This window comes from Tardiphaga sp. 839_C3_N1_4 (assembly GCF_051811045.1).
In the GTDB taxonomy this organism is placed as follows: domain Bacteria; phylum Pseudomonadota; class Alphaproteobacteria; order Rhizobiales; family Xanthobacteraceae; genus Tardiphaga.
Map to the genome: position 1 here is coordinate 1,427,108 of NZ_JBPWQD010000001.1, position 19,544 is coordinate 1,446,651.

General features: G+C 61.8%; 21 protein-coding genes and 1 tRNA gene. 9 read left to right on the top strand and 13 right to left on the bottom strand.

The genetic code is table 11. The features are described 5' to 3' along the window. Window positions 1-34: 34 nt before the first annotated feature. Window positions 35-853: an aldo/keto reductase gene (locus tag AB8A38_RS07180; protein ID WP_439085517.1), complete on the bottom strand. Its 819-nt coding sequence runs from the start codon at window positions 851-853 to the stop codon at window positions 35-37. Window positions 854-949: 96 nt separating this feature from the next. Next, window positions 950-1,270, bottom strand: a complete 321-nt coding sequence (locus tag AB8A38_RS07185; RefSeq protein ID WP_439085518.1) for a helix-turn-helix domain-containing protein — start codon at window positions 1,268-1,270, stop codon at window positions 950-952. A gap of 332 nt (window positions 1,271-1,602) precedes the next feature. Between AB8A38_RS07185 and AB8A38_RS07190 the strand changes: the two genes are divergently transcribed. Then, window positions 1,603-2,136 (top strand): hypothetical protein, encoded by a 534-nt coding sequence (locus AB8A38_RS07190; protein ID WP_439085519.1) that lies wholly within the window; start codon window positions 1,603-1,605, stop codon window positions 2,134-2,136. Between the two features lie 231 nt (window positions 2,137-2,367). Beyond that, a complete protein-coding gene (locus tag AB8A38_RS07195) occupies window positions 2,368-2,805 on the top strand; it encodes a hypothetical protein (protein WP_439085520.1) in 438 nt (145 codons plus the stop codon). Window positions 2,806-2,995: 190 nt separating this feature from the next. On the opposite strand, the gene AB8A38_RS07200 is transcribed toward AB8A38_RS07195, so the two are convergent. Together AB8A38_RS07200 and mgtE are read right to left on the bottom strand one after the other, a co-directional pair. Then, the gene (locus AB8A38_RS07200; protein ID WP_439085521.1) at window positions 2,996-3,460 is read right to left on the bottom strand and encodes a cytochrome c; all 465 of its coding nucleotides are present in this window, start codon (window positions 3,458-3,460) and stop codon (window positions 2,996-2,998) included. A 15-nt stretch (window positions 3,461-3,475) separates the two neighbouring features. Further along, window positions 3,476-4,906, bottom strand: coding sequence for a magnesium transporter (mgtE, locus tag AB8A38_RS07205; RefSeq protein ID WP_439085522.1), 1,431 nt, complete (start codon window positions 4,904-4,906; stop codon window positions 3,476-3,478). Between the two features lie 172 nt (window positions 4,907-5,078). Here mgtE and AB8A38_RS07210 point away from each other — a divergent pair, with 172 nt between their 5' ends. Together AB8A38_RS07210 and AB8A38_RS07215 are read left to right on the top strand one after the other, a co-directional pair. Further along, window positions 5,079-5,855, top strand: a complete 777-nt coding sequence (locus AB8A38_RS07210) for a polysaccharide deacetylase family protein (protein WP_439088473.1) — start codon at window positions 5,079-5,081, stop codon at window positions 5,853-5,855. Between the two features lie 117 nt (window positions 5,856-5,972). Next, complete coding sequence (locus AB8A38_RS07215) at window positions 5,973-7,262, top strand: polysaccharide deacetylase family protein (RefSeq protein ID WP_439085523.1); 1,290 nt, start codon at window positions 5,973-5,975, stop codon at window positions 7,260-7,262. An 11-nt stretch (window positions 7,263-7,273) separates the two neighbouring features. On the opposite strand, the gene AB8A38_RS07220 is transcribed toward AB8A38_RS07215, so the two are convergent. Continuing rightward, on the bottom strand, window positions 7,274-7,645 hold the full coding sequence (locus AB8A38_RS07220) for a hypothetical protein (protein WP_092151266.1): 372 nt from the start codon (window positions 7,643-7,645) through the stop codon (window positions 7,274-7,276). A 378-nt stretch (window positions 7,646-8,023) separates the two neighbouring features. Here AB8A38_RS07220 and AB8A38_RS07225 point away from each other — a divergent pair, with 378 nt between their 5' ends. Then, window positions 8,024-9,214, top strand: a complete 1,191-nt coding sequence (locus tag AB8A38_RS07225; RefSeq protein ID WP_439085524.1) for an MFS transporter — start codon at window positions 8,024-8,026, stop codon at window positions 9,212-9,214. A 76-nt stretch (window positions 9,215-9,290) separates the two neighbouring features. Here the strand turns inward: AB8A38_RS07225 and AB8A38_RS07230 are convergent. Both AB8A38_RS07230 and AB8A38_RS07235 read right to left on the bottom strand, forming a co-directional pair. Continuing rightward, window positions 9,291-9,375, bottom strand: a tRNA-Leu gene (locus AB8A38_RS07230). A 101-nt stretch (window positions 9,376-9,476) separates the two neighbouring features. Further along, a complete protein-coding gene (locus AB8A38_RS07235) occupies window positions 9,477-9,719 on the bottom strand; it encodes a FliM/FliN family flagellar motor switch protein (RefSeq protein ID WP_068730739.1) in 243 nt (80 codons plus the stop codon). A gap of 81 nt (window positions 9,720-9,800) precedes the next feature. Here AB8A38_RS07235 and lipB point away from each other — a divergent pair, with 81 nt between their 5' ends. After that, window positions 9,801-10,529, top strand: coding sequence for a lipoyl(octanoyl) transferase LipB (lipB, locus tag AB8A38_RS07240; protein WP_439085525.1), 729 nt, complete (start codon window positions 9,801-9,803; stop codon window positions 10,527-10,529). Between the two features lie 15 nt (window positions 10,530-10,544). Here lipB and AB8A38_RS07245 read toward each other — a convergent pair whose 3' ends face one another. The 3 genes from AB8A38_RS07245 to AB8A38_RS07255 are packed head-to-tail and all read right to left on the bottom strand — an operon-like array spanning window position 10,545 to window position 13,723. Then, a complete protein-coding gene (locus AB8A38_RS07245) occupies window positions 10,545-10,844 on the bottom strand; it encodes an acylphosphatase (protein WP_315841719.1) in 300 nt (99 codons plus the stop codon). Beyond that, window positions 10,845-11,651, bottom strand: coding sequence for an isocitrate lyase/PEP mutase family protein (locus tag AB8A38_RS07250; protein WP_439088474.1), 807 nt, complete (start codon window positions 11,649-11,651; stop codon window positions 10,845-10,847). A 56-nt stretch (window positions 11,652-11,707) separates the two neighbouring features. Further along, window positions 11,708-13,723 carry an acetyl-CoA carboxylase biotin carboxylase subunit gene (locus AB8A38_RS07255; protein WP_439085526.1) on the bottom strand — a complete coding sequence of 672 codons (2,016 nt, stop codon included), beginning with the start codon at window positions 13,721-13,723 and terminating at the stop codon, window positions 11,708-11,710. Window positions 13,724-13,879: 156 nt separating this feature from the next. Here AB8A38_RS07255 and AB8A38_RS07260 point away from each other — a divergent pair, with 156 nt between their 5' ends. After that, the gene (locus AB8A38_RS07260; RefSeq protein WP_439085527.1) at window positions 13,880-15,709 is read left to right on the top strand and encodes an alkaline phosphatase family protein; all 1,830 of its coding nucleotides are present in this window, start codon (window positions 13,880-13,882) and stop codon (window positions 15,707-15,709) included. A 70-nt stretch (window positions 15,710-15,779) separates the two neighbouring features. Here AB8A38_RS07260 and AB8A38_RS07265 read toward each other — a convergent pair whose 3' ends face one another. Continuing rightward, window positions 15,780-16,346, bottom strand: a complete 567-nt coding sequence (locus tag AB8A38_RS07265) for a hypothetical protein (RefSeq protein WP_439085528.1) — start codon at window positions 16,344-16,346, stop codon at window positions 15,780-15,782. A gap of 100 nt (window positions 16,347-16,446) precedes the next feature. Next, the gene (locus AB8A38_RS07270) at window positions 16,447-16,662 is read right to left on the bottom strand and encodes a hypothetical protein (RefSeq protein WP_439085529.1); all 216 of its coding nucleotides are present in this window, start codon (window positions 16,660-16,662) and stop codon (window positions 16,447-16,449) included. Window positions 16,663-16,730: 68 nt separating this feature from the next. On the opposite strand from AB8A38_RS07270, the gene AB8A38_RS07275 reads away from it, so the two are divergent. Next, entirely contained in the window at window positions 16,731-17,390 is a 660-nt protein-coding gene (locus AB8A38_RS07275) for a peroxiredoxin (protein WP_439085530.1), read from the top strand. An 85-nt stretch (window positions 17,391-17,475) separates the two neighbouring features. On the opposite strand, the gene AB8A38_RS07280 is transcribed toward AB8A38_RS07275, so the two are convergent. Then, on the bottom strand, window positions 17,476-17,877 hold the full coding sequence (locus tag AB8A38_RS07280; protein WP_439085531.1) for a DUF2177 family protein: 402 nt from the start codon (window positions 17,875-17,877) through the stop codon (window positions 17,476-17,478). A gap of 124 nt (window positions 17,878-18,001) precedes the next feature. Here AB8A38_RS07280 and AB8A38_RS07285 point away from each other — a divergent pair, with 124 nt between their 5' ends. Then, the gene (locus AB8A38_RS07285) at window positions 18,002-19,489 is read left to right on the top strand and encodes a cryptochrome/photolyase family protein (RefSeq protein ID WP_439085532.1); all 1,488 of its coding nucleotides are present in this window, start codon (window positions 18,002-18,004) and stop codon (window positions 19,487-19,489) included. The last annotated feature ends 55 nt before the right edge of the window (window positions 19,490-19,544 follow it).

A 19,544-nucleotide genomic window follows, 5' to 3' on the forward strand; every position in this document is an offset into this window, starting at 1 on the left:
GATCAATGCGGCAAATGCCGGCTGGCCTGATGGATCAATCCCATTTCGGCGCGAAGCCGTAGTCGGTCAGCCGCCCCTTCGGATGCGCCAGATGCGAAATCCTGGACATCTCGGTTTCGGACAGCATGAAATCGAACACATCGATATTCTCCGACAGACGCTCGACCTTGGAGGTGCGCGGGATCGCCACCGCGCCCTGCTGGACCAGCCAGCGCAGGCACACTTGTGCTGCGCTCTTCCCATGTGCCTTGCCGATGTCGGAAAGCGTTTCATCGCCGCGGACATTGCCCTGGGCGATGGGGCTGTAGGCGACCATGGCCAGACCATTCTGCCGGCAGGCGCCCTGCACCTTCGCCTGATCGAGATAGGGATGGTACTCGACCTGATCGCAGACCAGCGGCACGGGACATGCGGCCACCGCCTGTTCGATCAGCGCCACCGTGAAATTCGACAGGCCGATATGCCGGGTCAGGCCCATCTGCCTGGCGTGCGCCAGCGCGCCGAGGGTTTCCTCCAGCGGCACCTGCGGATTCGGCCAGTGCAGCAAGAGCAGATCAACCTCGGTCATCCGCAGCCTGGTCAGGCTCTCCTTCACGGAGCGTTCGAGATTGTGAGGCGCGAAATGCGTGGTCCAGACCTTGGTCGTCACGAACATCTCGTCACGGCGAATGTGCGACGCGTGGATGCCCTCGCCGACATCGCGCTCGTTCTCATAGACCTGTGCGGTGTCGATGTGGCGATAGCCGAGCCGGATCGCCTGCTCGACGACACGCGCACAAATGCGGCCACGCAGTTCCCATGTCCCAAGGCCAATGGCCGGGATGCGGGCGCCGTTTGCTTCCACGAACTGCATCATCTTCTCCTCTGACGGAGCAACGATACGAACGCCGACAAGCTTGTCCCGGACATGACCGGCGCGTCAGCGCAGGCGATAATCCACAACGATCGTTCAGGCGTCCGCAGCAACCGGTGCAAGCGCCGCGAACACCGTCTCCGGCGCGTGTGCGATCACCGTCAGCAAGGCACGGGCCGGACCGCGCGGCATGCGCTTGCCCTGCTCCCAATTACGGATCGTCTCGACGGGAACGCCAAGACGCGCGGCAAATTCCATCTGGGTCAGCTGCGCACGGCGGCGCAGATTGCGAACTTCCGCTTCGCCGGGTCGCACCGCGACCGGCTCCGGCACAACAGGCATATCGGGCACCAGCGGCACTTCGTGCCCGTCCCGCAATTCGACGATCCGTCCGTCAGCCTTCAACCGCAAGCGCATGTTCGACCTCATTGCGCGCGATGGTCGACTATTACCGTTAAGGAGCGGTGAATGTTCCGTACCGGCATGGCGAGAAGGTGCGAAGGAGACTCCGTGATGGAAAACGACGTATTGGCGCTGCCGACTGAAGCACCGATGGATTGGGTCAACTTATCGTTCTTCGTTCAGGGTCAACCGATCCCATCGGGGACGATGAATTCGTTGCGCTATCGAAACAGCCCTCCATGCATCCGGCAACAGTATTCCGGTCTAGCGTTGGCCCCCAAAAGTGCAAGCTTCTCGCTATCCATCTAGCCGCGATAGCTTCGCTTTCCTCACAAAACGAATTTCAATTGACACTACTATTATCCGGATCGTTGAATGCAACGGGACGGTTGAGCTGGGGCAAAGAAAAAATGAAGCTATCGGCGGGGATGCTAGTCGCCGTGCTCGTGCTTGGTGGCGTAGGAGCTGGTCACGCAACGGTCCGCATTACCGATGATCAGGGTGGACGAATAGGAGATTACCTCGACAAGTATCAACGTTTGCGTGACGCAGGCGAATTGATCGTTGTCGATGGGGTTTGCTTGGGCGCCTGCACAATTATGCTTGCGACAATGCAACGCGACAGAATCTGCCTAACCTCAAACGCAAAATTCGGCTTCAGAGCTGCTTGGGACATCGGCTCCAATGGCCAACGTGTCACCAACCACCAGGCAACGGAGCTCCTCTATTCAATGTTTCCTCTTGAGATAAAGCACTGGATCGCGCAGCAGGGAGGCCTGACCCCAGAAACCATAATCCTTCAAGGCGATGAACTCCAGAGGCTGTATCGACTTTGCCCTGGCGATGCTCATGTAATCGATTTGGGCGACCATCACGGCTAGCGTGTAACGGGGAAACAGGAATCGGAACGAGACCTCAATGAATGGTGTGCAGTCCCATCAATCGCATGAAGCTCCTCGCCTTACAGCTAGAGCAGCAGCGACAATCATTGTTTGCGCTTTTGGCGCTCATTGGATTCTCGGTATTTTGGTTACTGGGGTGGGTTTGCGCTTGGATTTACGAAAGACTAGCGCGATGCATCGCAAGATATTGATTGCGGATGTGGGGCCAAGATGAAGCGTTCTGGGATCATCTTGAAAGCCAAGAATTTGGCGGCATCGCTTTTCGCGGCGCTATTCCATTCGAGTTATCGTGAGCACAGAATTGCATTTTCCGATCGCGTTTTCATGCGCGTGTCAGACGAAAAGGTAGTGCTCGTAGCAATCTCGATTGACAATATTCAATCAATGAAAATTACAGTACAGCAAGCGAAGCAAGTCATTCGTTCGATTGCGCGCGCTTGTGATCTGAAGGGAGTTGAAGAGATCAATACAGGCGATCTGTCTTGGAAGACCGATGCGCGCGTTCAAAAAAGCGCGCCGGATAAGGTCTATATCCAATTCAACGGACCATCTGGACTTGTGCGCGCCGTCTCAAGTCGAGACGACGTAATTTCCGCCGTCGACGAGTTCACTAAGAAATTCGATTCAACTGAGCATTATTTCGCTTAAGCGAGCTTATGAGCGGAGATCCGATGGCTTGGGTCAACTTATCGTTCTTCGTTCAGGGTCAACCGATCCCATCGGGGACGATGAATTCGTTGCGCTATCGAAACAGCCCCTCATGCATCCGGCAACAGCGTTCCCATCTCGGGTTCAGTCCCATCAGCCACGAGTCATCAGGAATTGCGCGACACCTTGATCATTTGGTCTTGGCGATCTTGTCAGTCAGATACTCATTCAGATCGCGAAAGTCCTTAACCGTCCATGCGAACGGAGGCAATTTGACGCCGTTTTCCCGCAAGGTCCTTGGAATAAGATCGCCGTTGGGACGGAGTATCACAGACGATACAATGACGCCGGGATAATCAAGTAGGCGCTTCTTGAACGCGGGTGTCGTGAGATTGGGTGCAGGCGGATTGCTTTTGTCAGCCAAAGGCCCTGTGCCCTTAACGTCATTTCCGTGGCACATGGCGCAACGGCTTAGAAAAATCCGTTCCCCATTCCTGCTATCTGCAAGAGACATCGACGGCATACAAAGCACTATCGCTAATGTAGAAGCAACGCCCCCCTTCGTAGCCACAATAACGCTCTGCCTCCGATACTGCTTCGCAAAATCCATCATCAGGTGCATTGAAAGCGATGGGTTTCGCTGCGCCTTATCCATTATACGGACTGCGGACTACTTCAGCCCGAACCACAGCGTCGCGATCCCCAAGAAAGCGAAGAAGCCGACCACATCGGTCACCGTGGTCACGAATGTCCCGGAGGCCACGGCCGGATCGGCCTTGACGCGTTCGAGCACCATCGGAATCAGGATGCCGCCGAGCGCGCCGGCGATCAGATTGCAGATCATTGCAAGGCCGATGACGATGCCGAGACCGGGCGTCCTGAACCAGGCATAGGCTGCGACGCCGGTGATCACCGCAAAGGCCAGTCCGTTGATCAGGCCGACAAGGCCTTCGCGGATCACGATGCGCATCGCGTTATTGGGGTTGAGCTGCCGCGTCGCCAATGCGCGCACCGCGACCGTCATGGTCTGGGTTGCGGCATTGCCGCCCTGGCTGGCGACAATGGGCGCCAGCACCGCCAGCGCCACCATCTGCTGCAACTGGTCCTCGAACAGGCCCAGCACCGACGACGCGATGAAGGCCGTGGCGAGATTGATCAGCAGCCACGTAAAGCGGCCCTTGGCGATGGTCCAGAAATTGTCCGACAGTTCTTCGTCTGACGTGACGCCGCCGAGCGCCTTGAGGTCCTCGTCGGCCTCCTCCTCGATGACGTCGACGACGTCGTCGATGGTGATGACGCCGACCAGCCGGTCATCGGTATCGACCACGGGCGCGGCGACAAGATTGTACTTGCCGAACATCCGCGCCACTTCCTCCTGATCGTCCAATACCGAGACGCGGCGGCGGTCCTCGTCGATCAGATCGGCCAGCAGCACCGGACGGCGCGCGCGCAGCAGCGCGTCCAGCGACACTGCGCCCTGCCAGCGCTGATCGGCGCCGACGGAATAGATCTCGTAGAACCGATCCGGCAGGTCCGGCGTTTCGCGCATATAGTCAATGACCTGACCGACATTCCAGTCCGGCGGGACCGCAATGAATTCGGTCTGCATCCGCCGGCCAGCGGAGTTTTCCGGGTAAGTGAGGCTGTGCTCAAGCGCCACGCGCTCGGACAGCGGCAGCTTCTCGAGGATCTCGTCCTGGACCTCCTCGTCGACGCCTTCCAGCAGTTCGACGGCATCGTCGGAATCGAGTTCGCGAACGCCCTCGGCCACGGTCTCCGGCTCGAGTTCCTCAAGCAGTTCCTCGCGGACGGTGTCGTCGACTTCGTTGAGCGCCGAGAAGTCGAAATCCGTGCCGGTCAGCTCGATGAGGCTGACGCGTTCATCGGCATCGAGCGCTTCGATCAGATCGCCGAGATCGGCCTCGTGCAGCTCGCCGACGATCTCCTTGAGAAATGCGGTATCGGCAACCTGAACCGCGTGCGAGATCGCCTCGACAAATTCGGGGCGAATGTCGCCTTCGGCATCGCGCATCGGCATCTTGTCGAGCGCCGACAATTCCTCGGGAGCGACCGATTGGGCGAGATCGACGTCATCGGCCATGCCGCACCTCGCCTGCTTGTTTGGGGGGTGACGGAGCTAGCGCTATCCTGTCGGAAATGCGCTAATCCATCTGTGAACGGAAGCTCGCCTCAGGCATTACCCAATGCGCAATGCCTGATGCAATCGGAAAAATGCGGCGCGCGAAATCAGCGGCCGGGAAAGTGTCGTGATCGTGTTGAAGGCCGCCATCTTTGCCTTGATTGCATCGACCGTCGTCGCACATGCCGAAGACTGCCCGCGCAAGGATACGCTCGGTACCGCACGCATTCTCACCGTGGATCCGAAGACCTATCCACGCGTCGGCACCCAGAGCTTTCCGGATACGCTGCCGCTGGAAGACCGCGAGGTTGTGCTGACCTTCGACGATGGTCCGAACGCGCCGACCACGACGAAAATTCTCACGGCGCTGTCGCGCGAATGTGTCCGCGCGACCTTCTTCCTGATCGGCAACAGCGCGACGGCCAATGCGCCGCTGGTGAAGCGCATGGCCGCCGAGGGCCATACCATCGGCCATCACACCCTCGCCCATGCCGATCTCAAGAAGATCAGCACTGCGGCCGCCGTCGAACAGATCGACCGCGGCATCAGCGCCGACGAAATGGCCCTGAACGGCAAGGCCACCACCGTGCCGACCACACCGTTCTTTCGGTTTCCCTATTTCGAATCGACACCGGCTTTGCTGGACATGCTGCAGTCCCGCCGGATTGCGGTGTTCGGCGCGGATTTCTGGGCCAGCGACTGGAATCCCATGACCCCGCAGCAGCAACTGGAGCTGATTACCGGCCGGCTGAAGGCCGCCGGGCGGGGAATCATCCTGTTTCACGACACCAAGGCGCAGACTGCCGCGATGCTGCCCGATTTCCTGCGCTATCTCCGGGAGAACCGCTACCGCGTCGTGCATATCGTGCCGCCGGCCGCAGGGTCCTCTGCCCGCTCAAGTTCCCAGTAGAACGCGCGATCATCAGGATGCGGAAAATACCGTCGGCGGGCGGACATGATTAACATTGCGTTCACAGCCGCCCCGGTAACTTCACGGCCGACATCAAAGCGAGTGACGGATCGACCAATGAACAAGGCGACGACTGACCGGGCACAACGCCTTCTGTGCCTGAGCCTGCTCACCGGCCTGACCCTGTTCACCGCCGCCGCAGCCTCCACCACCAGCGCTCTGTCGGCCGAGGCGTGCCCGGGCAATCCCGGCGCGCTCGGCACCTCGCGCACCATCGTGGTCGATCCCCGCGAACATCCCAAGATCGGCACCATGCAATATGCCGAGACGCTGCCGCTGCAGGACAAGGAGGTCGTGCTGACCTTCGACGACGGCCCGATCCCGAAACACTCGAATGCGATCCTCGATATCCTGGCCTCCGAGTGCGTGAAGGCGACGTTCTTCATCATCGGCCGGATGGCGAAGGAGCATCCCGAAGGCGTGCGCAAGCTGATCACGCTCGGCCACACCGTCGGCACCCACAGCCAGAACCATCCGCTCAGCATGAACCGCATGCCGATCGAGAAGGCGCAGCAGGAAATCGACGAAGGCATCGCCAACACCACGGCGGCGCTCGGCGATCCCGCGCTGCTGTCGCCGTTCTTCCGCATCCCCGGCTTGCTGCGCGCCAGTGTGGTCGAGGATTATCTGGCCTCGCGCGGGATCCAGACCTGGAGCGCCGATTTCCCGGCCGACGACTGGCGCCATGTGTCGTCGCAGAAGGTCCATGACCTCGCGATCTCGCGCATCGCCGCCAAGGGCAAGGGCATCCTGTTGCTGCACGATATCCAGCCGCGCACCGTCGCCGCCCTGCCCGGCATCCTGCGCGACCTCAAGGCCGGCGGCTATCGCATCGTCCATGTCGAGGCAGCCACGCCCGACAAGCCGAAGACGCCCACGGAGCCGCAGCAGTGGCAGTTGCATCCGGTGTCGGAGACCGTGGCCGTCACGCGCTGGCACAAGGTGCCGACATTCGCCTTCGCCCATGACGACATGCTGCCCGCGCCGGCGATCTCGGCCTCCGACCAGATGCTGTCGCTGAGCAGGAATTTCGATCGGCGGCGGGGCGCCGTGCCATTGCCTGAACAGGCGCCGTGGCCGCGCGCCGCGACGCTGCATGCGATGACGAACACTGCGTCGTTGCCGGTACCGGCACAGGACCTGTTCGAGATCACCGAGCGCCACAGCAAGCCCGTCAATGCGCTGGTCCGGCTGCCGCATCACGCGCAGCAGACGGTGCCCGTCCGCGGCTCAGCTTCAGATGCGATCGGGCAATTGATCTCGCTCGACGCCAGTGCTGCCAAACGCACCATCCCCGGCGCCATTCCGCCGGGCCTGCATCCGAGGGCAGTTGCCGCCCCACGCTGAGCGCCCCGGGATCAGCTGACAATCTTGGCGATACACAGCACCACGATGATGCCAAGGAACAGCAGGTCGATATAGGACTTCATCTCGCCGGCCTGGCGCTGCTCAACCACGTCCTTCACAACCATCTTCCGTGTTGCCACGGCAGCCGGGCCTTCACCGGACAGGCCGCCGAGCCGGCGTGCTTCGAGTTCGAGCTTCTCGATCGCCTTGAAGAAGATGAAGGTGCGCAGCGCCGAGATCGCCCGCATCCCCGCATAGGCCAGCACCAGGGCCGCCACGATGGCGCGCTGCTGGTAGGTGCCGACGAAATTCAGGCTGAAATAGACCAGCGCCAGGAAGGCAAAGTTGGAGATGAAACGATAGGCATAGCTCAGATATTTCATGTCCGCTCCGGAAGATCGACGCTACCGGCCATGTCTAGCTGCCGGACGGCGGCGTTGCTACTGGCAAGTCGTTACCCGAGCGCTAAAGGATGATGACAACTACAATGCATCTGGAGATTTACCCGCAACGCGCCAACGGACTTTTGTCAAACGACGGCGTGGCACCGACCGGCCGAACGAAGAGCGACATGTTCGGGCGCCGTGCCTAAGCGCGATCGTGCGGCAGCGCTTCCCGCACTATACAACCTTGACAGCGGAACCTGCTTCGCCGTAACCAGCCGCTTGCAGGGTGTCTCCCCGCCGTAAGCGTTAACGTCACTCAACGTGCTCAGCTCCGGACAGCCCCAGTGTGGCTGGCCGCCTCGAAAGCACGTCGACATGAATCAGAACGCTCCCCCCAAAGCTGCGTCCAAGCTTGCACCGCTCAGCCGCGACGACCGCAAGAGCCTGATCAAGCAGGTGCTGATCGTCTTTTTCGGCTTCCTCTCGGTCGGTTTGCCGCTGCCGCCGATCTCGCTCTACATCCATGACCAGCTCGGTTTCTCGGCCGGCGTGATCGGCTTCGCCATCGGCATCCAGTCGGTGGTGACCGTGCTGACACGTCACCGCGCCGGCACGCTGAGCGACCATCACGGCGCGCGCTACGCGATCCGGCTCGGCCTGCCGCTGTCAGCGCTGGCCGGCCTGTTCTATCTGCTCGCGGCCGTGGCGCCGCTGCCGGCCGAAGGCAAGCTCACGCTGCTGCTGATCGGCCGCGTCGCGCTCGGCTTCGGCGAAAGCCTGTTCATCACCGGCGCCATGAGCTGGTGCATCGGACGGCTCGGCCCGCACCGCACCGGTCTCGTGATGTCGTGGCAGGGCATCGCCATGTATTCGGCGATTGGATTGGGCGCACCGATCGGCCTCGCGGTCTACGCTTCGATCGGCTTTGCCGGCGTCGGCGTGCTTGCGGCCATCTCGCCACTGATCGCGCTGGGGATCGCCTACGCCATCCCCGACGTGCCTGTGTCGGGCAGCACCGAACGCACGCCATTCTACAAGGTGATCGGACTGATCTGGCGTTCCGGCACGGTCCTGTTTCTGGCCACCATTCCCTTCGCAGGGATCACCGGCTTTCTGGCCCTGACCTATGTCGAACGCGGCTGGTCCGGCGCAGGCATCGCGCTTGCCGCCTTCTCGACCGGCTTCATTGTCGTGCGCCTGGTCGGCAGCCACCTGCCCGACCAGTTCGGCGGCGCCCGCGTGGCCATGACATCGCTAACCATCGAGGCGCTCGGCCAGGCGCTGATCTGGCTGTCCACGAGCCCGATGCTCGCACTGCTCGGCGCACTCGTCACCGGCATCGGCTTCTCGCTGATTTTCCCGTCGATGGGCGTCGAGGCCACGCGCCGCGTGCCGATCGAACAACGCGGCCGCGCGGTGGCGAATTTCATCGCCTTCTTCGATCTCGCTATTGGTTTGACGGCGCCAGCTGTCGGCTATGCGGCAGGATTGTTCGGCTATGGCACGACGTTTGTGATCGGGGTTGTGGCGGCACTCTGCGCGCTGGCGCTGGCAGCGAGCGGGTGAGCCCGCATAGCCGCGCCCCGGAGATCACCCCGTTTCGCAACTTCTTCCGCCAAATCATTGGATTTATTGAGGTCTGTGGTGCGCTCGGAGGGACTCGAACCCCCACCCTGTTACGGACTGCCACCTCAAGGCAGCGCGTCTACCAATTCCGCCACGAGCGCTAAAGAAATCCGGCGAGGGCAAATCGCCCGGCCGGATCAACCGGCGCCGATGTAACAAACCAATGATGGGGAGACAAGGCCTCTTGGCCTCTCCCGGCCACCTATCTGTGGTCAGGCGACCGCGGCAGCATCTGCTTGACCTCGACCGCAATCCGGTTGCGATCGACCATCACCACGCCACTGGCGACAGGCAGGTTATTGGCGAGGATTTTGACCTCGTCCTGCTCTGTGGCATCCAGTTCGATGATGGCGCCGCGGCTCAGCCGCATCACCTGATGGACAGGCATGGACGTGGTGCCGAGAACCACCATGATATCGACGGTAATTTTATCGAGGGTTGGCACGTCGGCCTCAAATTCCCAGATGCAGGATCGCACAGACGCAAGATTGCGGTGCCTGCGAGATCAACATGTTATGGTTAGCCAATGGTTAATGACCGCCAAACCCTCGATTTGACACCATTTTCTCGAGGCCTCGCCGGCCGGCCGGTGGAATGGCGGGTGTCCGATGCCCCGATTCCCTATCCGGACGCCGTGGCCGAGATGGAAGCCCGGGCCGCCGCCATTGCCGAGGGCACGGCGCCGGAACTGGTCTGGCTGCTGGAACACCCCCCGCTCTACACGTCCGGCACCTCAGGCAAGTCGGACGACCTGCTGGATGCCCGATATCCGGTGTTCGAGACCGGCCGCGGCGGCCAGGTGACCTATCACGGCCCCGGCCAGCGGGTGGCCTATGTGATGCTCGACCTGAAGGCGCGCCGGCCGGACGTGCGGGCCTATGTGGCGGCGCTGGAAGACCTGATCATCCGGACGCTGGCCGCCTTCAACGTGAAGGGCGAGCGGCGCGAGGACCGCGTTGGCGTCTGGATCGCCCGGCCCGACAAGGGCGCAGGATATGAGGACAAGATCGCCGCCATCGGTGTGCGGTTGCGGCGCTGGGTCTCCTTCCACGGCATCGCCATCAATGTGGAACCGGATCTGGCGCATTTCGATGCCATCGTGCCCTGCGGCGTGGTCGATCCGCGCTATGGCGTCACCAGCCTGGTCGATCTCGGCCTGCCCGTCAGCATGACCGACGTAGACGTGGCGCTGCGGCAGGCGTTCGGAGAGGTGTTCGGCGAGGCCGAGCAGTTCGCAGCGGAAACAACGGTCTGAGCGACGCGATCGAAATTACAGCGTCGGCAATTGCGAAAAAACCTCGCCGTTGACGCGCAGGGCAAGCATGTCTGGCGTGGCATCGCTCGTCACGACGCTATCGACACGCGCGGCCGTCGGACCACGACGACACGCCTCGATCATGTCAGTGACAATGTCGGCCGGCCCCGCAAACACAGCCTCGACGCTGCCATCGCGGCGGTTGCGCACCCAGCCTTCGAGGCCGAGCAACGAGGCTTGTTGGCCGGTCCAGTAGCGATAGCCAACGCCCTGCACGCGGCCGAGGATCATCACGTGACGGATCACGTCGCTCATCTATTTCTTGAGTCCCAGGAAATCGATGCCGCGCTGTTTCACGACGGCACCGCGGGTGACGCTTTCCATCAACTCGCTTGAGGCAAGATTCTTCAGCTCCTTCGGCCCCGCACCTTCGCGTACCGCCTTAAGAGTCGCATGAACGGCGGCGGTCGCCGCGGAGATCGGCGCATGGCCCTGAATGGCGATGCGCACGCGCTGGGCGCTGAGGAAATCCCAATCCATGTCATCGGTGGGGTTGCCGAGCACGATCGGCAGCGTCGTCGCAGCAGCTGCCGCCTGCAGCTCGGCGCGGCTCTTGAGGCCGGTGAACATCAGCGCGTCGACGCCGGCGGCTTCATAGGATTTGGCACGCGCAATCGCGTCATCAACGGATGTGATCGACGCGGCGCCGGTGCGACCGACGATGACGAGCGCCGGGTCCTGTCGCGCATTCAGTGCAGCCTTGACCTTGCCGAGCCCCTCTTCCGGAGAGATCAGCTGCGCCTTGGCTTCGCCAAAGGCGGCGGGCAGCAGCGTGTCCTCGATGGTCAGACCTGCGGCGCCGGCGGCTTCCAGCTCCTCCACCGTGCGGCGGACATTGAGCGCATTGCCATAGCCGTGATCGGCATCGACCAGCACCGGCAGCGATCCGGCGCGTGACATGCGCCGCATCTGCTCGGTGAGTTCGGACAGCGTGACTAGCGCGATGTCGGGATCGCCGAGAATGGCGAGCGACGCCGCCGAGCCGCCGAACATGCCGACCTCGAAGCCGAGGTCTTCGGCAATGCGCACCGAGATCGCGTCATAGACCGATCCCGGACGCATGCAGCGATCGCCGGACAGGATCGCCCGGAGGCCGTAGCGGCGTTGCCGGGACGTCGTCACGCGAATTCAAGAATGAGCGCATCCACCGCCAGCGTTGCGCCGGCAGCGGCATGGATTTTCTTGACGGTGCCGTCACGTTCGGCGCGCAGCACGTTCTGCATCTTCATCGCCTCCACCACCGCGAGGGTTTCGCCGGCTTTGATGTCCTGACCTTCGGTCACAGCAATCGACACAACCAAACCCGGCATCGGGCACAGCAGCTTCTTGCCGGTATCGGCCTTGACGCCAACCGGCATCAGGCGCGCAGCAGCCGCCTCGGCCTCGGTGAAGACATTGACCGCGACCTCGTAGCCCTGATGCGCGATGCGGATGCCGGACGCCATCGGGCGCACCTGCATGGCCACGTTGTGGCCATCGATGGTGCCTTCCCAGACCGGCACACCGGGCTTCCAGGACGACGACAGCTTGTGCGGCGTACCGGTCTTGCCGTCGGCGCCGACGAAGGCCACGGTGACGACATCGCCATCGCGGGCCACATCGAGCGCGATCTCCTCACGCTCCAGCCATACGGCGCGGCGACCGGCACGGGTCACCGGCCGGCCGATCATCTGGCCAGAAATCTGCCGCTTGCGCTCGCCGTAGATCGAGTCGACGGCAGCCGCCACCGCAGCGATACGGCGGGCGACTTCGCCCTCCGGCGCCCTGGCGGCGAAGCCCTTCGGGAATTCCTCAGCGATGAAGCCGGTGGAGAGATTGCCCTCGCGCCAGCGCGGATGGCTCATCAGCGCCGACAGGAACGGAATGTTGTGTCTGATACCGTCGATATAGAAGGCGTCGAGCGCATGAGACTGCGCCTCGATGGCGGCGGCGCGCGACGGGGCGTGGGTGACAAGCTTGGCGATCATCGGATCGTAATAGATCGAGATCTCGCCGCCCTCCTGCACGCCGGTGTCGTTGCGCACGGTGATGTTGTCGGACTTGCTCTCGGCCGGCGGACGATACTTCACGAGGCGGCCGATGGACGGCAGAAAGTTGCGGAACGGATCTTCCGCATAGACGCGGGACTCCACGGCCCAGCCGGTCAGCGTGACGTCCTTCTGGGCAAGCTGCAGCTTCTCGCCGGCAGCGACGCGGATCATCTGCTCGACGAGGTCGACGCCGGTGACGAGTTCGGTCACGGGATGTTCGACCTGCAGACGGGTGTTCATTTCGAGGAAGTAGAAGCTCTTGTCCTGACCGGCGACGAATTCCACGGTGCCGGCGGAGTCGTAATTCACCGCCTTGGCCAGCGCCACGGCCTGCTCGCCCATCTTGCGGCGCGTGGTCTCGTCGAGCAGCGGCGACGGCGCCTCCTCGATGACCTTCTGGTTGCGACGCTGGATCGAGCATTCGCGCTCGCCGAGATAGATCACGTTGCCGTGCTTGTCGCCGAGCACCTGGATTTCGATGTGGCGGGGATCGACGATGAACTTCTCGATGAAGACACGGTCGTCGCCGAACGACGACTTCGCCTCGGCCTTGGCGAGGTTGAAACCCTCGACCACTTCCGAAGTCGAATGCGCGATGCGCATGCCCTTGCCGCCGCCGCCAGCCGAGGCCTTGATCATCACGGGATAGCCGATCTCGTCGGCGATCTTCACGGCATGCTTGTCGTCCGTGATGACGCCGAGGAAACCCGGCACCGTGGAAACGTTGGCCTTGGCTGCCGCCTTCTTGGATTCGATCTTGTCGCCCATGGCGGCGATGGCGCCGGGATTGGGGCCGATGAACACGATACCGGCGGCCTCCAGCGCGCGCGGGAGCGCCTCGCGCTCGGACAGGAAGCCATAGCCGGGATGCACCGCCTCAGCGCCGGTCTGCTTGCAGGCCTCGACGATCTTCTCGATCAGGAGATAGCTCTCGGCCGCGGCCGGAGGTCCAATGAACACGGCCTCGTCGGCCATCTCAACATGCAGCGCATCGCGATCGGCTTCAGAATAGACGGCGACGGTCTTGATACCCATCTTGCGGGCGGACTTGATGACCCGGCAGGCGATCTCGCCGCGATTGGCGATCAGAATTTTTTTGAACATGAGCTGTCTTACTTGCAACCTTGAGGCGGGATCGGAAAGATGGGGTCGACGGTACAATGTGGCATGGCGCCGCAGTCGTAACAATTCTGTCGCGGACAAAAACTAGAGAAGACGTCTGGACCGGATCGGCCGAGTTCTTTCGAAGCGAGGTTTCTCATGCGCTGCGCCACCATCCTCTCCCTCAGTCTTACTCTTATATCCGCAACAACGGCTTTCGCCCAAAACAGCCCTCCCCGCAACCTCATTTTGTTCGTACCTGATGGGCTTCGGGCGCTGAAAGTGACGCCGGAAACGGCTCCCGCGATGTCCGCAGTGCGGGATAAAGGCGTCAATTTCCAGAACTCGCATTCGCTGTTTCCGACCTTCACCATGGCCAATGCGTCGGGCATGGCGTCCGGCCATTATCTCGGCGATACCGGCGTGTTCTCGAACTCGATCTATACCGGCCACCCGACCCCGGTGCAGAACAACAGCCCGATCCCCTTCATCGAACATGATCAGGTGCTCGGCGATCTCGACGAGCAGTTCAACGGCGATTACCTCAATGAAGAGACGCTGCTGAAGGCCGCGCGCAAGGCCGGCTATTCCACCGCCGCAATCGGCAAGGTCGGCCCAACGCTGATGTTCGATCATACCGAGCGCACCGGCAAGGAGACCATCACCATCGACGACCACACCGGCGGCGTCGACAAAGCAGGCAAGCTGCTCGGCATTCCCCTATCTGACGAGATGAAGGACGCCCTGGCGAAGGCTGGCCTCGCGGTGGAAACACCCGGCCGCGGCGACAACGGCAAGGCTGGCGACGCCAAGACGCCGGGCACCACGGAAGCCAATATCAAGCAGCAGGCCTATATGGCCGATGTCGCGAGCAAAGTGGTGCTGCCGATGTTCAAGGCACGCAACAAGCCGTTCGTGCTGATCTTCTGGTCGCGCGATCCCGACGGCACCCAGCACAACCAGGGCGACAGCCTCAACAAGGTGACGCCCGGTATCAACGGCCCCTCCTCGCTCGCCTCGATCAAAAATGCCGACGACAACCTCGCGCAACTGCGCAAGACGCTGGACGATCTCGGCCTCGCTGCCAATACCAACATCATGATCTCGGCGGATCACGGCTTCTCGACGATCTCCAAGGAGAGCAAGACCTCGGCGACCATCAAGGGCACCTATGCCGACACCCCGGAAGGCTTCCTGCCGCTGGGCTTCCTGGCCATCGATCTCGCCAAGTCGCTCGACCTGCCGCTGTTCGATCCCAATGACAAGTTCGCCGCGGTCGCCGACAACGCCTATCCGAAGGCCGGCAACGCCTATATCGGCAAGGACAAAGACAAGCCCGAGCTGATCATCGCCACCAATGGCGGCTCCGACCTGATCTATCTGCCGACCGGCGACAAGGACCTCGCCGGCCGCACGGTGAAGGCGCTGCTGAAGCAGGATTACATCAGCGGCATCTTCGTCGACGATACGCTCGGCTCCTTCCCCGGCGCGCTGCCACTGTCGTCGATCAACCTGTCGGGCAAGGCGGTCACCCCGCATCCCGCGATCGTCGTCTCATTCCGCTCCTATTCGGAGGGCTGCGAAGAGCCGGCGGCGTGCCAGGTCGAGGTCGCCGACACCGTGCTGCGTCAGGGCCAGGGCATGCATGGTTCGTTCGGACGTGGCGATACCCACAACTTCATGGCGGCGATCGGACCGGACTTCAAAGCCGGCTTCGTCGATCCCCTGCCGGTCAGCAATGCCGATACCGGCATGACCGCCGCGCATCTGCTTGGCCTGAAGCGCGACGCCAAGGGCAGCCTGATCGGCCGCGTGATGAGTGAAGCGACGGTGACTGGCGAGACGCCGACGGCAACGACCGACGTGATGCGTTCGGCGCCCGACGATCAGGGTCTGATCACGGTGCTGCAACTGCAGAAGGTCGGCGAGCACAAATATTTCGATGTCGCCGGTTTCCCGGGCCGGACTGTCGGACTCGACGGGAAGTAAGGGGCGGCCCAAACAAAAAACGGCGGAGCCACGCTCCGCCGTTTTCCTATTCTGATGATCTGCGACCGGCTTACATGCCGATGTCGAACACGTTCGGCAGTTGCAGCGTCGCGGCGCCGACCACGGTCGTGACCAGCGTCATGATGGCGGCATTGCTGACGCGCTTGGCGCGCATCTGCGACGCGATCCATTCCAGCACTTCGATATTCACGCCGACGGCCTTGGTCGGCGCCCAGGTCTCGATGGCCACATCGGGCGACAGTGCAATGGTACGCGATGGCACCGGCAGTCCAGACGCGGAGGCGGCGTGATGCACGACAGCCTTGGCGAACAGGTCGTCGAAACGTCCGTCATCGCTGCGCTCGGCTGCAGCTTCGTTGATCGCAAACAGTGCCTCGGCCTCGTCGCGGCTGACCGGCTGGCTGGCCAGTGCCGACGCACCCAGGATGCGCTCACACCAGGCAGCGTCATCGGCATCGAGCGCACGGGAGAAATGGATACGGCCACGGGTGGTCGGACCTTCGCCGGTGATGACGCCGTCGCGCACGATGGCGAGCGCCTGCGCCGCGGCGCGATGGTTGTTGATGGTGGAGGTTTCGATGGCGCCGAACAGGTCGGCAGCGGCAGCGGATGACATTTCAAGCTCTTCTGTTTGCAGCATATTTCTCAACATAGCCCAGCAATTCCATGGGCGACTTAACGCTCGGTTAAGAGATGGACAGGAGTTCTTCTTATCCCTAACCGTTGCATTTCAGTCGCGCCGAGACGCTGCTGGGTTCGATCTGATGTGGCGATGCGGTCAGGCGGGATTGCGCCGGACGGGCGGCAACATCGCGGCATACGATAACATCATGTTGCGTGGGTATTTTGCCGCAGGCGCCTTGCGTGAAACTGCATGCCAGCGCGCGCCGAATTTGAAGAAAGTTCTTGTCCTTTTTGCCGGACAGTTCCATTTACCAGCGTGCGCCTTTATAATCGGCCCACAAAATTCATCTGTAATCAGAATGACATGAGGTCCATCATGACGCTCCAGATCAACGCCGTCGCCCCCGATTTCGAGGCCGAAACCACGGCTGGCCGCATCAAGTTCCACGACTGGATCGGCGATAGCTGGGCTCTTTTATTCTCGCATCCGAAGGACTTCACCCCGGTCTGCACCACCGAGCTCGGCGCCCTCGCCAAGCTGCAGCCGGAGTTCGACAAGCGCGGCGTCAAGCTGATCGGCCTCAGCGTCGACCCCGTGCACAAGCACGCGCTGTGGGTCGACGACATTAACGAAACCCAGGGCGCCCGCCCGACCTTCCCGATGATCGGCGACACCGACCTCAAGGTCTCGAAGCTTTACAACATGCTCCCGGCCGACGTGGCGGGCGATGCCGACAGCCGCACCGCCGCGGACAACGCCACCGTGCGCAACGTCTTCATCATCGGACCGGACAAGAAGGTCAAGCTGGTGCTGGTCTATCCGATGACCACCGGCCGCAACTTCCAAGAAATCCTGCGCGTGATCGATTCACTGCAGATGACCGCCAAGCATCGCGTCGCAACACCGGCCGACTGGCGGCAGGGCGAAGACGTGATCATCGCCGGCTCCGTCACCAATGACGAAGCCAAGACGATCTATCCGAACGGCTGGAAAGAGCCGAAGCCCTATATCCGCATCGTCCCGCAGCCCAAGTAACGCTGCAGCCGACTGAAATACAAAAGAGGCGCCGCGATGATGTCGTGGCGCCTCTTTCTTTTTGAGACCTGTTCGCAACGAGCGCTCAGACTTTCGGCGCCAGCCAGTTGGCAATCAGCAGACCCAATGTCGATGCCGTCGCCGTGACGAAGGTACCCCAGGCGATGTCGACGACGACCACCGGCCAGGTCCAGTGCTTGAGCAGCGACAGCGAGGTCAGCTCAAAGGTCGCGTAGCAAAAGAAGCCGAACTGCGCGCCATAGAGCAAGGTCGAGCGCCAGGTCGTGTCGGGTGAGCCACTGACGAAGATCAGCATCCCCGCGATGTACAGACAGTAGAACAGGATCGCCGGCGCGATACGCACCTCGCCGAGCATGTCGCCCACTTGCGAGGTGAAGAAGCCTTTCGCGACGATGCCGAGGAAGAGCAGATCCAGCGGCAGCATGACGACGAACGTCGTCACATAGAGAATCGCGTATCGCTTCAAAACCGCCTCCGGTACCAATTCGGTAATAAATATCCTGATACTACGCGCCAACGAGCGCAAGGTTGCAAAGCCTCGCGGTATTCGAGGCCGGATCGATCACTCGACATCCGTGTTAGATGAAGTGATGACCGATCAATCTTCGACCTCAACACCGACGCAGGCACCTATCGTCGTCTGGTTTCGCGACGACCTTCGTCTTTCCGATCACCCTGCCCTTCATGCCGCAGCCAAGCGCAATGCGCCGGTGATCTGTCTCTACATCCTCGATGAACAGAGCAAGCCACCGCAGGCGCGGCCGATGGGCGGCGCGACACGATGGTGGCTGGCGCAGTCGCTGCGCGCACTCAGCGCAAGCCTCGACGCCATCGGCGGCACGCTGGTGCTGCGCAAGGGCGCTGCGGCCGACGTCATTGTCGATGTGGCGCGCGCAGTCCATGCCAGCCACGTCTTCTGGAACGAGATCGCGCAGGCGCCGCATCTCGCGGTCGCCGATGGCGTTACCGAAGCGCTTGCCGACCTCGATATCGGCACGCAGAGCTTTCCGGGCGACCTCCTGGCGCATCCTGCGACAATCCGCGCCAAGGAGACTGCCACCAAGGAGAGTCGCGGCCTGCGCGTGTTCACACCTTTCTGGCGGCGCGTTCAGGCGATGGGCGAACCGGCGAAGCCGCTTCCGGCGCCGAAGAAACTAATACCCGCACCGAAAGTGAAGAGCGACAAGCTCGCCGACTGGGCGCTAGAGCCATCGAAGCCCGACTGGGCCGGCGGTCTCCGCGAGACGTGGACGCCAGGCGAAGCCGCCGCGCAGAAGCACTTGAAGCGCTTCCTCAGGGAGATCGCGGGCTATAGCAGCGATCGCGATCGGCCCGACCGCGAGATCACATCGCGCCTATCGCCGCATCTTCGCTTCGGCGAGATCAGTCCGCGTCAGATCTGGACCGCTGCGCATTTCGCAGCTGCAGAACATCCGACGCACAGCAGCGACATCGCAAAGTTCATGAGCGAAGTCGGTTGGCGCGAGTTCTGTCGCCATCTGCTGTTCGATGTTCCCGATTTGGCCACGCGCAATCTGCAATCATCCTTCGATGAGTTCCCGTGGAAGACAGATCGGACGGCGTTGCACGCGTGGCAACGCGGTCTGACCGGCTATCCAATCGTCGATGCGGGCATGCGCGAGCTCTGGCACACCGGTGTAATGCACAATCGCGTACGCATGGTGGTCGCATCTTTCCTCGTCAAACATCTGCTCATCGACTGGCGCGAAGGCGAGAAGTGGTTCTGGGATACGCTTGTCGACGCCGATGCGGGCAGCAATCCCGCCAACTGGCAGTGGGTCGCAGGCTCCGGCGCGGATGCAGCACCCTACTTCCGCGTCTTCAATCCGATCCTGCAGGGTGAGAAGTTCGATCCCGGTGGTGTCTATGTCAGGCGCTGGATACCCGAACTGACAGAACTATCCACAAAACATATTCATCAGCCTTGGACAGCGTCACCGCTCGAACTCAAAAACGCGGGAATCACTTTAGGCAAAGACTATCCGTCGCCGATCGTCGATCACAAAGTCGGTCGCGAGCGCGCATTAAAGGCGTACACAACGATACGAAATAGTTGACTGTCGATGACACACTCTTCAACACGCGCCCGAATCGGACTAACGTGAAAAAGTC